Annotated in this window: 11 protein-coding genes; 7 read left to right on the forward strand and 4 right to left on the reverse strand. The window is 73.6% G+C overall.

From position 1 onward, the window contains the following. Window positions 1-1,609: APC family permease (locus OXR63_RS01910; protein ID WP_267419674.1), on the reverse strand; the 1,609-nt coding region annotated here is incomplete at its 3' end. Window positions 1,610-1,831: 222 nt separating this feature from the next. Between OXR63_RS01910 and OXR63_RS01915 the strand changes: the two genes are divergently transcribed. Together OXR63_RS01915 and OXR63_RS01920 are read left to right on the forward strand one after the other, a co-directional pair. Continuing rightward, window positions 1,832-2,851, forward strand: a complete 1,020-nt coding sequence (locus tag OXR63_RS01915) for a hypothetical protein (protein WP_267419675.1) — start codon at window positions 1,832-1,834, stop codon at window positions 2,849-2,851. A 27-nt stretch (window positions 2,852-2,878) separates the two neighbouring features. After that, window positions 2,879-4,333, forward strand: coding sequence for an aldehyde dehydrogenase family protein (locus tag OXR63_RS01920; protein ID WP_267419676.1), 1,455 nt, complete (start codon window positions 2,879-2,881; stop codon window positions 4,331-4,333). Here OXR63_RS01920 and OXR63_RS01925 read toward each other — a convergent pair. Together OXR63_RS01925 and OXR63_RS01930 are read right to left on the reverse strand one after the other, a co-directional pair. Next, window positions 4,320-5,519 (reverse strand): MFS transporter, encoded by a 1,200-nt coding sequence (locus OXR63_RS01925; protein ID WP_267419678.1) that lies wholly within the window; start codon window positions 5,517-5,519, stop codon window positions 4,320-4,322. The genes OXR63_RS01920 and OXR63_RS01925 overlap by 14 nt on opposite strands. After that, window positions 5,516-6,022 (reverse strand): RidA family protein, encoded by a 507-nt coding sequence (locus OXR63_RS01930; RefSeq protein ID WP_267419680.1) that lies wholly within the window; start codon window positions 6,020-6,022, stop codon window positions 5,516-5,518. Before OXR63_RS01930 ends, OXR63_RS01925 begins: the two co-directional genes overlap by 4 nt. A 100-nt stretch (window positions 6,023-6,122) precedes the next feature. Here OXR63_RS01930 and OXR63_RS01935 point away from each other — a divergent pair, with 100 nt between their 5' ends. The 5 genes from OXR63_RS01935 to OXR63_RS01955 are packed head-to-tail and all read left to right on the forward strand — an operon-like array spanning window position 6,123 to window position 13,481. Then, complete coding sequence (locus tag OXR63_RS01935; RefSeq protein ID WP_267419682.1) at window positions 6,123-7,364, forward strand: aminotransferase class V-fold PLP-dependent enzyme; 1,242 nt, start codon at window positions 6,123-6,125, stop codon at window positions 7,362-7,364. Further along, entirely contained in the window at window positions 7,361-8,455 is a 1,095-nt protein-coding gene (locus OXR63_RS01940; RefSeq protein WP_267419684.1) for an FAD-dependent oxidoreductase, read from the forward strand. Before OXR63_RS01935 ends, OXR63_RS01940 begins: the two co-directional genes overlap by 4 nt. Further along, on the forward strand, window positions 8,452-9,981 hold the full coding sequence (locus OXR63_RS01945) for a gamma-glutamyltransferase (RefSeq protein ID WP_267419686.1): 1,530 nt from the start codon (window positions 8,452-8,454) through the stop codon (window positions 9,979-9,981). The genes OXR63_RS01940 and OXR63_RS01945 overlap by 4 nt, the downstream gene beginning before the upstream one ends. A 54-nt stretch (window positions 9,982-10,035) precedes the next feature. Continuing rightward, window positions 10,036-12,063: a primary-amine oxidase gene (locus OXR63_RS01950; protein WP_267419688.1), complete on the forward strand. Its 2,028-nt coding sequence runs from the start codon at window positions 10,036-10,038 to the stop codon at window positions 12,061-12,063. Next, entirely contained in the window at window positions 12,063-13,481 is a 1,419-nt protein-coding gene (locus OXR63_RS01955; protein ID WP_267419690.1) for an amidase, read from the forward strand. The genes OXR63_RS01950 and OXR63_RS01955 overlap by 1 nt, the downstream gene beginning before the upstream one ends. Here the strand turns inward: OXR63_RS01955 and OXR63_RS01960 are convergent. Further along, window positions 13,471-14,166: a GntR family transcriptional regulator gene (locus OXR63_RS01960; protein ID WP_267419692.1), complete on the reverse strand. Its 696-nt coding sequence runs from the start codon at window positions 14,164-14,166 to the stop codon at window positions 13,471-13,473. The genes OXR63_RS01955 and OXR63_RS01960 overlap by 11 nt on opposite strands. Between the last annotated feature and the right edge of the window lie 58 nt (window positions 14,167-14,224).

Below are 14,224 nucleotides of genomic sequence, written 5' to 3' on the forward strand. Positions count from 1 at the left end.
TGGCGGCGACGGCGGTCGGCACGGCCGCCGTGGTCGGGACGTGCGCGAGCGTGAGCGGTCCGTGTGCGCGGTGCCGCCACGATGACCAGGCCCAGCCGACGACCAGGACGCCGCCGATGAACAGCAGCGCGCTGTACTGCAGCCACCAGGAGTTGCCGGTCAGGTCGTAGATCTCCGGGCGGGGCCAGATGAGGTTGACCGCCATGCCGATCTGGAACGCGACGGCCAGGGCGTTCAGCGGGATGCCCCACCGACCGAGCGTGAAGAGCGGCTTCCCGTCCTCGTCGACCCCGGTGGGCAGGCCGGTCCGGCGCATCCGGAGGCGCTCCAGGAGGAGCGGCCCGGTCACCCCGAGGTAGGCCAGGTAGAGCATCGCGATGCACAGGCTCGACAGGGCGGTGAAGATCGCGGACTGCCCGATGTTGACCGCGAGGGCCAGGCCGGCGCCGACCCCGACGACGATCGAGGCCGCGATCGGGGTGCCGGTGCGCGGCGAGACCTTCGCGAGCGTCCGGTGGAAGGGCAGCGCTCCCTCGCGGGCCATCGAGAAGACCATCCGGGCACCGGCGGTCTGCACGGCCAGGGTGCACGCGAACACGGCGACCGCGACGGTGCAGAGCAGGAGCCGACCGGCCACCTCGCCGAGCGTCGACGTGATCACCCACGCGAGCCCCTGCGTCGCGAGCTTGCCGTTGGTCAGGCTCGGGGCGGCGACGAGTGCGCCGATGATGAGCAGCCCACCGCCGAGCCCGGACACCGTCAGCGCACGGACGATCGTCTTCGGGGTCGTCCGGCGCGGGTTGTGGGTCTCCTCGGCCAGTTCGCCCGCGGAGTCGAAACCGACCATCACGTACGCGGCCATCAGCGAGGACGCCAGGAACGCGAAGACGTACGGCTCGGTGCTCGAGGACCCGACGCTGGTGAACACGACGCTCGCGCTGCGGTGGGGGAGCAGGAACAGCGCCCCGATGAGCACGACGACGCCGATGATCTCGATGAGCACGCCGAAGCTCGTCACGCGGGCCATCAGCCGGACGCTGGTGATGTTGACCACGGTCGTCACGGCGAGCATCACCAGGCCGAGCACCACGGCGTTCGCGGCACCCGTGGCGGACGCGAGCGAGGGGTCGGCACCCGCCCCGCCGACGATCTGGAAGCCGCTCCAGATCGCGGGCAGCACGGCCTGCACGGCGATGGCGGCGACCGCGACGGTGAGGGTCTGGCCGATGATCATCGTCCAGCCGGTGAACCAGCCGAACCGGGAACCGGCCAGGCGGCTCGACCACTGGAAGATCGCCCCGGAGATCGGCCAGCGGGCGGCCAGCTGCGCGAAGTTCAGCGCGACCAGCAGCTGGCCGCCGAAGACGAGCGGCCACGCCCAGAAGAACGCGGCACCGCCGAGTCCGAAGCCGAGTCCGAAGAGCTGGAACACGGTGGTCAGGATGGACACGAAGGAGAAGCCAGCGGCGAAGGAGGAGAACGAGCCGACCCCGCGGTGGAGTTCCTGCTCGTAGCCGAGTCGGGCGGTGCCCTGGGTGTCGGCAGCGGCGGCGGGACCGGTCGACGTGGTGGCGCGCGGTGCGTGGAGCGGAGCTTCTGGAGAGCGCATGGCTTCAGACCTTTCGCGGAGTACCTGTCGGGTGACAGGTAGTGCGACCAAGTGTCGTGCTGGGCTGTGTCGTCGCCGTTGCCCGGCTGTTTCGGGCACGTGACACGGACGGCCCGCGTGTGAACTTCTCGCGTCGGCAAGGTCCCTCGGTACCGTGGTGGACAAGAGGGATCCAAACCGATGTAGATTGGATCCGTCAAGTCCGAACCCGGAAGGCACCCCGTGATCCAGACCGTCCTCGGCCCGATCGAGACCTCCGGCGTGGGGCCGGTGTCGATGCACGAGCACCTCCTCACGGATGCCAGCGCACTGCAGCGGCCCGGGGTCGAACGGCTCGAACCGAGCCTCGCCGTCACCGCCGACCTCGCGGCCGCCCTGCGGTGGAGCCAGCTCGCGCTCGCGGACAACCTGCGGCTCGACGACCTCGACCTGCTCGCTGACGAGCTCCGCATCGCGGTCGCGCAGGGCCTCCGGACCGTCGTGGACCTGAGCTCGCTCGGGTTCGGCCCGGACCACGCACGCCTGCCCGAACTCGCTCGCGCCGCCGGCATCGCCGTCGTGGCCGGGTACGGCGCCTACCTGCCGCGGCTGCTGTCCGAGGAGTACCTCGCGCTCGACGTCGACGCACGCGAGCGCCTGTTCGAGGGCGCCCTGACCGACGCCGTCCCCGGGACGACGTACCGCGCCGGTCTGCTCGGCCTGATGGGGACGACGGCCGCCTTCACCACGGCGGCGGGCCTTCAGGAACGGACCAGCCTCACCGCGGCGGCCCGGGCGGCGGCGACGACCGGAGCGGCGATCGTGGTCCGCCTGGCCGCCGACGCCCGCAACGGCCTCGCCGTCCTCGACCACGTCGTCGCCGAGGGTGTCGCGCCGGACCGTGTGGTGTTCTCCACCGTCGACGAGTTCCTCGACCTGCCCTACCTGCGCGACCTCGGCCAGGCCGGCGCCGTCCTCGAGCTGTGCTTCGGGAACGAGGCCTCGCACGTGGGCCGGATCCGGAACGCGAGCGACCCCCAGCGCGTCGACGCCTTCCTCGCGCTCGCCGACACCGACCCCGACATCCGGTGGGTGTTCGGACACGCCACCTGGACGAAGGGGCAGCTGCGTCGCCACGGCGGCCACGGCCTCGACCACCTCACGGCGCGTGTCGTGCCCGGGCTCCGGGAGCTCGGCGTGCCGGACGACGTCCTGACCCGCATCACGGTCGACGAGCCGGTCCGCCTGCTCGACCGTCCCTGACCAGCACCCCGCACCGGAGGAACCGCCATGAGAGACACCCTCGCCCCCCTCGCGCCGCTCGAGCCCTTCCTGGTCGACGGCACCTGGACCGCACCCGACGACGCCGAGCTCATCGACGTGGTGGACCCCGCGACCGAGGCGCTCCTCACCCGGGTGCCGCAGGCCGGGCCCGACCAGGTCGACGCCGCGGTCGCGGCAGCACGGCGGGCACACGAGGACCGGCGGTGGAGCGGGATGAGCCCGCACGACCGCAGCCGCGTCCTGCACCGCGTCGCCGACCTGATCGAGGAGCGGCTCGAGGAGCTCGCGGTGCTCGAGACGCGCGACAACGGCAAGCCGATCGAGCGCTCGCGCGCCGACACGGCGACGTCCGCACGGGTGTTCCGGTACTACGCCGGTGCCCCGTCGCGCCTGACCGGGACGGTGGTGCCGGTCGACGGCGGCCAGCACCACGTCTACACGACCCTCGAACCCGTGGGCGTCGCGGCGCTGATCCTGCCGTGGAACTTCCCCATCATGACCGGGGCCTTCAAGCTCGCCCCGGCGCTCGCCGCCGGGTGCACCGTGGTCGTCAAGCCCGCCGAGCAGACGCCGCTGACGATGCTCCGCGTGGCCGCGATCTGCGAGGAGGCCGGAGTCCCCGCCGGTGTCGTCAACGTCCTGACCGGCGACGGTCGTGTCGGGGCGGCGCTGACCGCCCACCCGGGTGTGGACAAGGTGTCGTTCACGGGCAGCACCGAGGTCGGCCGCACGGTGATGCGCGCCGCGAGCGCGGACTTCAAGCGGCTGACGCTGGAGCTCGGCGGCAAGAGCCCGAACATCGTGTTCGAGGACGCCGACCTGGACGCGGTGGTGCTCACCGCGATGCGCGCGTCCTTCGGGCACTCCGGGCAGATGTGCACCGCCGGCAGCCGCCTGCTCGTCCAGCGGTCGGTCCTGGCCGACGTGACCGAGCGGTTGGTCGCGGCGGTGCGGAAGGTGTCCCTCGGCGACGGTCTCGCCGGCGGTGTGACCGTCGGGCCGCTCGTGTCCGAGGAGCAGCGGCAGCAGGTCCTCGGGTACATCGAGCAGGGCAAGGCCGAGGGTGCCACCGTGGCGGTCGGGGGCGGGGTCCCCGACCGACCCGGCTACTACGTCGAGCCCACGCTGTTCACCGACGTCACGAACACGATGACGATCGCCCGCGAGGAGATCTTCGGCCCGGTGGTCGGCGTCATCCCGTTCGAGGACGAGGACGAGGCGATCGCGATCGCGAACGACCAGACCTACGGCCTCGCCGCCGGCGTCTGGACCCGGGACCTGAGCCGCGCGCACCGGATGGGGCAGCGCCTGCACGCCGGCACGGTGTGGGTGAACACCTACAACCTGTTCGACCCCGCGCTGTCGTTCGGCGGGGTGGGGGAGTCCGGGCTCGGCCGCGACCTGGGCGAGGAGGCGCTGCGCGCCTTCTGCGAGCTCAAGAGCGTGGTCATCGCGCTCTGAGGTCGCGTGGGCGCGCGGGGTCGTGCCGGCCGAGTGCCGGCACGGCCGCCAGCTGGAGCGCCGCCAGCACGGCGAGTGCCCACCCGGAGCCGACCGTCGACACGAGCAGGCCGCCCACGAGGGACCCGACCGCGTAGCCCGCGCTGGTGACGGCGGAGAAGACCCCGACCCCGGTGGCCCGGGTCCGGTCGTCGAGCCGCCGGGTGACGAGGACCGTGAGCGTGGGGAAGAGCGGTGAGTACCCGGCTCCGACCAGGACGGCTCCGGCCGCGGCCGTCGGGAAGTCGTGCGCCACCGCGAGCACCACGAGTCCGGCGGCGAGCACCACCAGCGCAGCACGAGCGGTGCGGACGGGTCCGAGCCGGTCGGGCAGCCCGCCGAGCAGCAGCCGGACGCCCACCACGCTCCCGGCGAAGACCGCGAACACGTCGGCGGCGCCGAGGACGCCCTGCGCGTCGACGCCCTGGTCGACGAGGTGCTGGATGAGGAACGCGATCATGAACCCCTCGGCCGCCCAGGCGACGAGTCCCGCAGTCCCCGGGCGCACCACGGCGCGCAGGACGCTCGCGACGCCGGCTCCCGCCCGCCGCACCTCGGTGGTGTGCACGGGCGCGCGACCGCCGCGGACGAGCAGCGCCACGGCGAGGCCGACGAGCTGGATCCCGATGGTGACGACCCACACCGCCTGGTGGCCGACGGAGCGGAAGAGGGACTCGCCGAGCACCGGACCGAGTGCGAGTCCGATCCAGACGGCCAGCCCGAAGAGCCCGAGCGCCCGGCTCCGCTGCGCGACCGGGGCCTCGGCGACGACCCAGGCGGTGAGGGCGGTGGCGGTCGCGGCGTTGCCGGCCCCGAAGACGACGCGGCTGACCGCGAGGCTCGGGATGCTCAGGGCGACGAGGACGACGCCGAGGCCCGCGGCTGCGAGCAGGCCTGAGCACAGGAGGACCCGGCGCGGGCCGACCCGGTCGCTCAGCAGCCCGGCGAGCGGCATCGCCCCGATCGACACGAAGGCGGCGAGCGAGACCAGCAGCCCGCCGAGCGCCGGGTCGGCGCCGAGGTGCTCGGTCGCGAGTCGTGGGACGACGGGGGTGGTCGCACCGTTGACGACGTAGCCGGCCGTCGACGCCAGGACGAGCATCCAGAACGCCGCACCCCTGGTGCCGGTCTCGGCGAGCGGCCTCACTCCGCCGACCGACGGGGGCGGCACTCCAGGCTGAGCCACAGCTCGAAGCAGGCGTTCCTGGACAGGGCCGTTGCTCCGACGGACGCGCGGCCCATCCGCCCGACGTCGGGCCCGAACACGTCGAAGAGCAGGTCGCTCGCGCCGTTCGACACCAGGTTGAGCTGGTCGAACCCCGGAGGGCAGAGCACGAAGCAGAGTCCTCGGGACAGGGCGACGACCTCGTCGAGCGAACCGAGTGCGTACCGGATTATCCCGAGGGCGTTCACCGCGGTGTACCTGGCGGCTTCCTGGGCCTGCTCGAGCGTGACGTCGACGCCGACGGCGCCCGGGTGCAGCATCGTCCCGTCCCGCGACTCCGGGGTCATGCCGCTGAGCTCGAGGAGGTCGCCCGTGCGGTGGAACGCCCGCAGCGAGCTGCCGTAGCGGCCCCCGTACGGCGGGTCCGCGTAGTCGGGGACCACGAGTCCGAGTTCGCGCGCGCGGGCCTCAGCGGAGTACGTCATGGCGACAGCGTATCCGGCGGTGGCGGTAATGGATACAACCTGTTTATGATGGGATCCATTCAGCGTCCCCGGGGGCGATGCGCACGAGGGAGGACCCGCCATGACGATCGGTCTGGAGGACGGCACGCGCGCTGTCGGGACGGCGACGGGCATCGACGTCGCCGCGGAACGCGCCCGCACGGCGGGCACGGCAGGACGGCACTACTTCAACGCGGCGGGCGCCGGTCTGGTCAGCGACGGCGTCCTGGAGGCCGTGGTCGCGCACCTGCACCTCGAACAGCGGGTGGGTGGGTACGAAGCCGCCACCCAGGCCACCGACGCCCTCGCCGACGTCTACACGTCGGCCGCCGCCCTCCTCGGAGCCGACGCCGACGAGATCGCCTGCTTCGACAGCGCGACCAGCGGCCTCCGCGGGGTCTTCGACGCCCTGCGGCTCGGTCCGGGCGACACCGTCGTCGCACCGCGCTCGAGCTACGTCAGCCAGGCGCTCCGGCTCCTCGCGCTGCAGCGCCACGACGGCGTCCAGCTGGTCGTCGTGCCGAGTGACGCCTCGGGTGCGATGGACCTGGAGGAGCTCGACCGCGCGCTCGCGTCAGCGACCGGCCGGGTCGTCGTCAGTGCCGTGCACGTCCCGACGTCGTCCGGGCTCGTCGAACCGATCGCGGCGGTGACGGCGTCCGCCCGACGGCACGGCGCCGTGACGGTCGTCGACGCCACCCAGTCGGTCGGACAGCTCGAGATCGACGCGCACGCGATCGGCTGCGACGCGCTGGTCACGACCGGCCGCAAGTTCCTCCGGGGGCCACGGGGCACCGGGCTGGCGTACCTGCGACGGGGCACGCTCGACGGCATCGGATCGTGGGCACCCGATGTCCGCGGATCCGTCTGGACCGGCGAGGATGAGTGGACGATGGACGGCAGCGCGCGGCAGCTCGAGACCTGGGAGTGCTCCGTCGCGGGTCGGCTCGGACTCGGTGTGGCCCTCCGCGAGGCCCTCGAGCGCGGACCGGTCGCGACCGAGCGCCACCTCGTCGCACTCGGACAGCGACTCCGCGCGGACCTCGGGGACATCGACGGCGTCACGGTGACCGACCCGCCCGCATCGCCGTCCGCCATCGTGACGTTCACCGTCGACGGCGCGCCGGGGAAGACCGTGTCCGCCGGACTCCGACGACGCGGCGTCGACTCGATCGCCGTGCCGGCCAGCCACGCCCAGTGGGACCTCGGCGCCCGTGGGCTGCCGAGCGTCGTGCGGGTGTCCCCGCACGTGTACAACGACGAGGAGGACGTCCGCGTCCTGCTCGCCGGCGTCGTCGCCGAGGTCGCCGAGGCACGCGCGTGAGCGTCCTGCACGACGTCGTCGTCCTCGGACTCGGGATCCACGGCTCGGCGACGACCCTCGAACTCGCCGAGCGCGGGCTCGACGTCGTCGGGGTCGAACGGTTCGAGCCGGGGCACCGCCGCGGTTCCTCGCACGGCGCGACCCGGATGATCCGCCGCGCCTACCCGAACCCGGTGTGGAACGACCTCGTCGACCGCGCCTTCCGCGGCTGGGACCGCTGGGGAGCCGCCGCCGGCGCGCCGTTCCTGCACCCGACCGGCGGGCTGTACGCCCACCGGGGCGAGCCGACGATGCAGGGCGGGTCGAGCCTCCCGGCCGCACCCGACACCTGGCCGACACTCGCACCGTCGCTGCGCCTCCCGGCGTCCTACGGGGCGGTCCACGACCCGGACGCCGGCGTCCTCGACGCAGCCGGGGCGCTCGCCTTCGCGCAGTCCTCCGCCGCGCGTGCTGGTGCCGAGCTCCGCTTCGGCGAGACCGTCGTCGACTGGTCGGTCGACGGCGGCGTCGTCAGCGTCCGGACCGACGCCGGGACGCTCCGTGCGCGGCGGCTCGTGCTCGCCGGTGGCGCGTGGGCTGCACGGCTCGTGCCCGGTGGCGCGTCGTTCTTCGAGGTGTGGCGGATCGTCACGCTGACGGTCCGCCCAGGACAGGCGGTGGCGCAGCCGCCGGCGCTCGGGTGCTTCTCGGTGGACCTGCCGGACGGACTCGTGTTCGGCCTCCCGGAGGCCGGCGGGTCCGGCGCGAAGATCGGGATCGACGCCGGACCGGTGTGGGACCCCGAGGTGCCGGTCGCGCCGCCGACGACGGCGGAGACGGAGCACCTCGGCGAGCTGTTCCGGCGCTTCGTCCCCGGGCTCGACACCGACGGTGGCGACGCCGTCGCGTGCCTGTACACGATGACGCCCGACAAGCGCTTCGTCGTCGGCCCCCTGCCCGACCAACCCGAGGTCGTCGTCGCCGCGGCCTGTTCCGGGCACGGCTTCAAGTTCGGCCCGGCGATCGGGGAGGCCGTCGCCGACCTGGTCCAGGGCCACGACCGACCCGACCTCGACTTCCTCAGCCCCACCAGGATGGTGACCACCGCATGACCGCCCCCGCCACCGCGTCCCCCCTCCGCGTCGCCGTCGCGGCACCGCACCCGGCCGCGCTCGACGCGGCCACCGAGGCGGTCGCCGCCGGCGGTGACGCGGTGGACGCTGCCCTCGCCGCCGCGGCTGCCCTCACCGTCGTCTACCCGCACCAGTGCAGCATCGGCGGTGACCTCGTCGCCCTGGTGCGGCGTCCGGACGGCTCCGTGTCCACGGTCGTCTCCGCGGGCGCCGCACCCGCCGGGATCGACGTCGGTGCACTCGCGCAGCTCGACCGGATGCCGCGCCAGGGAGCCCAGACCGTCACGGTCCCCGGTGTCGTCGCCGGGTGGCAGGCCCTCGACCGGCTCGGCGGTCGGCTCGGGCTCGCGGCACCGCTCCGACGCGCCGCACGGCTCGCCGCGGACGGTGCCCCGGTCTCGGCCGGGCTCGCGCGGGCGATCACCGCCAGGGCCGCCGAGCTGCGCGCCGACGCCGGGATGACCGGTGTCTTCGGCGACGGCGCCGGCGGGCTCCTCGGCGAGGGGGACGCGCTGGTGCAACCAGCCCTGGCCGCCACCCTGGCCGAGCTCGCCGAGGACCCGTCGGCGATGTACCGCGGCCGCATCGCCGCGTCGATCAGCGGTCGGCTCCGCGAACTCGGCGGCACCCACACCGAGGACGACTTCGCGGCGCACCGGGCCGAGTCGCCCGAGCCCGAGACGTCGACCACGGGCGGGGTGCGCTGGTGGGTCGCCCCGCCGCCCACGCAGGGCGTCGTCCTGCTCGGGATCCTGCCGGAGGCCCTCGACACCGACACCACCGGCCTCGTCGACGCCGTCCACCGCGCCGCGCTCGTGCGCCAGGCGGAACTCGGCGACCCCCGCGGCGGTGTGATCGACGTCGACGCGATGACGGACCCCCGAGGGCACCGGCGGGTGGGAGCGCTGCCCCGCGCCGGACGCGCGCTCGGGGACACCGTGGCGGTGACCGCCGCCGACTCCGACGGCACCGTCGTCTCGCTCATCCAGAGCGTCTACCAGCTGTTCGGTTCGGGCATCCTCGACCCGGGCACCGGTGTCGTGCTGCACAACCGCGGCTCCGCCTCCAGCACCGACCCGGCGCACCCCGCGCACGTCGGCCCCGGGCTCCGACCGCCGCACACCCTGCTGCCGGTCATCGCCGAGTCCGACGACCTGGTGCTCGCCCTCGGGTGCCAGGGCGGCAGCGCGCAGCCGTGGATCCTCGCCCAGGTCGCACGAGACCTCCTGGCGCCGGACAGCGACCCCGCGGCGGTGCTCGGGCGTCCGCGCTTCGTCGTCGGCGCCCGCGACCTGGGCCACGAGGTCATGACGGTCGTCGCCGAACCGGGCACCGACGACGCGGTGGAGGCCGCGGGTGTCCTCGGGCTGCCCGTCGTCCGCACCGACGGCGCCGTCGACGACGCCGGGCACGTGCAGACCGTGCGGCTGCACGCCGACGGCCGCCTGGACGCCGCGAGCGACCCCCGAGCCGACGGACGCGCCGTCGTCCTCAGCACGCCATGACCCGATCCGCCTGATCCCGGCCACCCCACCCGACCCGCTTCCCGGAGGAAGTCCATGAGCAGCACCACCCACGTCCTCGACCCGCTGACCTCGGCGGAGATCGCCTCGTTCGTCGCCGCGGTGCGGTCGGCCGACCGGATCGGCGCGCGTCCGCGCTTCTGGGGCATCGCGCTCGACGAGGAGAAGGCCAGGGGGACCGCCGCCGGGGGAGCGCGACCGGTCCGGCTCGTCGTGATGGACCCGGACGCCCACGCCGCGTGGGAGGTGCGCGGGTGGACGGCCGGTCCGGACTCGCCGGCGATCGTCGAGCTGTGGACGGACGTCGACCACCGACGGCCCGGGGTGTCGAGCGACGAGGCCCGCCTCATCGCGCAGGCGGCACGGAAGTCCCCCCTGCTCGTCGAGGCCCTGGCGAAGCGCGGCATCACCGACACCTCGCTCGTCTGGGTCGACCCCGAGTCGATCACGGGCTTCGTGCCGGAGGACCTCGCCGACCGACGGCTCAGCTGGGGCACCGTCTGGTACCGCGAGTTCCCCGAGGACAACGGCTACGCCCGACCCGTCGCCGGGCTGGTCCCGATCCTCGACCTCGACACGCTCGAGGTGATCCGCATCGAGGACCACGGCGTGGTCCCGATGGCGAGCGAGACGGGTGTCTACACGTCGGGCACGTGGGGCCCAGACCGACAGGTCGCCCCGCTCGACGTCGTGCAGCAGGACGGACCGGGCTTCGACGTCCGCGGGCACCAGGTGACCTGGCAGAACTGGACGTTCCGCGTCGGGTTCTCGCACCGTGAGGGCCTGGTGCTGCACGACCTCCGGTACCGCGACGGCGAGGTCGAGCGTCCGGTGCTGCACCGTGCCGCCGTGAACGAGATGTACGTGCCGTACCTCGACAGCGACCCGACCGCGTACCGGAAGAACTTCTTCGACTGGGGCGAGTACGGCGCCGGACCGCTCACCGCGAGCCTCGAGCTCGGGTGCGACTGCCTCGGCGAGATCCGGTACTTCGACGTGCAGTACCTCGACGGGCACGGGGAACCGCAGACCGTCGTGAACGGCATCTGCCTGCACGAGGAGGACGACTCGATCCTCTGGAAGCACGTCAACACCCGGACCGGCAGCTCCGAGGTCCGTCGCAGCCGCCGCCTCGTCATCTCCAGCTTCGCCACGGTCGCCAACTACGACTACGGCTTCTACTGGTCCCTGTACCAGGACGGCTCGGTGGAGCTCGAGGTGAAGCTCACCGGGCTGATGTCGGTGTCCGGGATCGCGGACGGTGCGACCCCGCGGTCCGGCCGCCTGGTGGCGCCGAACGTGCAGGCCCCCATCCACCAGCACTACTTCGCGGTGCGGCTCGACACCGCCGTCGACGGGCCGCGGAACCGGCTCGTCGAGGTGCACGCCGAGGTCGAGCCGGACGAGGCACTGAACCCGTACGGCAACGCCTGCATCGCCGTCGAGACCCCGATCCTGTCCGAGGCCGCCGGCGCCATGCGCACCGACCCGGCCCGCGCGCGGCACTGGCGCATCGAGAGCGAGTCCGCGCAGAACCGGTACGGCGAGCGCACCGCCTACCGCCTGGCGATCCGGGACACCGCGCAGCTGCACGTCCGGCCCGGGAGCGTCGTCGAGCGGAAGGCGCCCTTCGTCGGACAGCACCTCTGGGCCAGCGCCTTCGACCCCGAGCAGCGCTTCATCGCGGGGGAGTACCCGAACCAGGGCGAGCTCGGCGACGACGGCGTGCACGTCTGGCAGCAGGCCGACCGGTCGCTGGACGACGAGCGGCTGGTGCTCTGGCCGGTGCTCGGCGTGCACCACTTCCCCCGTCCGGAGCAGTGGCCGGTGATGCCCGTCGACCGGATCGGCTTCCGGCTCGAGCCCGACGGGTTCTTCGACCGCAACCCGTCGCTCGACGTCCCGCCGTCGGCGACCGACCACTGCGCACCGGGCGGCAGCCACGACCACGCGGGCCACGACCACGCTGGTCAGGGCCACGTCGGCCACGACCACGCGGTCGAAGCCGTGCACGACGGCCACGTCGCCGCCCAACAGCAGCACGACCACGAGGGCGGCCGCTGATGGAACACCTGGCCGACTGGTCCGCCGTCCGGCTCGCCGATGCCGTCGCCACCGGCGAGGTCTCCGCCGTCGAGGTGATGCGCGCCCACCTGGACCGCATCGAGGAGCGCAACCCGGTCCTCCGGGCCGTCGTGTCCCAGCAACCGGACTCGACGTCGCTCGCCGCGGCACGGGACGCGGACCGACTGACCGCCGCGGCGCGCAGCACCGGTGACGTGCTGCCGCCCCTGCACGGCCTGCCGACCGCGGTGAAGGACCTGATGGACGTCGCCGGCATGCCCACCACCAACGGGTCGGCGGCCTTCGCCGGCGCCCGTCCGGCCGAGCGCGACAGCGTGCTCGCCGGCCTGCTGCGCGAAGCCGGTGCGCTCGTCATCGGCAAGACGAACACCCCGGAGATGGGGCAGGGCGTCCTGACCTTCAACCCGGTGTTCGGCACCACCGTCAACCCCTGGGACACGACCAGGCACGCCGGTGGCTCGAGCGGGGGTGCGGCCGCGGCACTCGCCGGTCGGATGCTCCCGATCGCCGACGGCTCGGACAGCGGCGGCAGCCTCCGGTACCCGGCGGCGTTCTGCAACGTCGTCGGGGTGCGGCCGAGCCCGGGTCGGGTGCCGAGCGGCCGCACCGGCAACGCCTGGACCCCGCACGGCGTCACGGGTCCGATGGCGCGGGACTCCGCCGACGCGGCGCTGTTCCTCGGCGCGCTGGCCGTGGAACGCTCCGTCTGGCCGATGTCCGGCATGGCGCAGCACCGCGCGCGGCCCGTGTCGGTCGACGGCCTGCGGGTCGCGTGGAGCGACGACGCGGGTGGTCTGCCGATCGACCCGGCGGTGCGTGCCGTGCACCGTGCCTTCGCCGAGCAGCTGTCCGGGCTCGGCGCGGTGGTCGAGCACGATGAGCCCGACTTCACCGGTGCGGACGAGGCGTGGGAGACGATCGAGACGTTCGAGTTCTTCCTCGGCGGCCGTCACGCCGTCGACGCCGGGGCGACCGGGTTCCGCCCCGACTACGTCCGGAACGTCGAGCAGGGGCGTGCGACGACCGCGGCGCAGCTCGCCGACGCGTACGAGCGGCGGACCCGGATGTACCGGGACACGGCGGCGGTGCTCGAGCGGCACGACGTGCTCGTGCTGCCGGCGACGCCGGTCGTCGCACCGCCCGCCGAGGTCGAGTGGGTCGACGAGGTCGACGGACACCGGTTCGAGCGCTACTTCACCTGGCAGATGCTGGCGAACCGGCTCACCCTGACCGCACACCCCGTCGTGGTGACCTCGGCCGGCTTCACGCCGGACGGACTGCCCGTGGGTGTCCAGGTCGTCGGACGCCACGGACGCGAGGCGCAGCTGCTCGCCGTCACGCGGGCGATCGAGGAGGCCACCGGGTGGATCGGGCGGGCGCCGCGGTTCAGCCGGTGAACACCGTCGAGGACCGGCGCTCGTACCAGTGCGCCAGGTGCTCTCCGGCGCGGAGGACGTGCTCCCGCATCAGGTCAGCGGCACGGATGCGGTCGCCGGCGACGAAGGCCTCGATGAGCTCCTCGTGCTCGCGGAAGTTCTCCTCGCGGTGTCGGGAGTTCTCCCGGAGCACCAGGCCCGAGACGTTGCGCGGGAACGCGTCGTTGATCTCGACGAGCATCCGGGTCAGGCGCGTGTTCCCGGACGCCTCGTAGATGAGCCCGTGGAACTGGTCGTTGTCGCTGCCCTCCCGCTGCTTCGGCTGTTCGCCGGCCGCAGCCGCGAGGGACCGTTCGTACATCGCCTGGTTCACCGACCGGAGCTGGTCGACGGTGGCGTCGTCGAGTCGGTCGACGGCGCGGCGCGCGGCGAGGGACTCGAGTTCGGCCCGGACCTCGTAGGCCTCGCGGACCTCCCACGGCACGGGGACACGGACCACGGCGCCGCGGTTCGGCACGACCTCGATCAGGCCGCCCGTCTGCAGCTGGCGGAGGGCCTCGCGCACCGGGGTCCGGCTGATGCCGAACTGCGTGGCGAGGTCCGCCTGGCGCAGCGGGGCGCCGATCGGGATCTCGCCGGTCATGATCTTCGCGCGGATGCGGGCCGCCAGATCGTCGACGAGTGCGTTGCCGTCGGTGGTGGTCACGCGGGGTCTCCCTCGGTCGGTCGTCGCAGCATCACCGCTGCGGTTCCGATCTTCGCAG

The sequence above is a fragment of the Curtobacterium sp. GC_Cur_3 genome (assembly GCF_026544205.1).
Taxonomy (GTDB): domain Bacteria; phylum Actinomycetota; class Actinomycetes; order Actinomycetales; family Microbacteriaceae; genus Curtobacterium.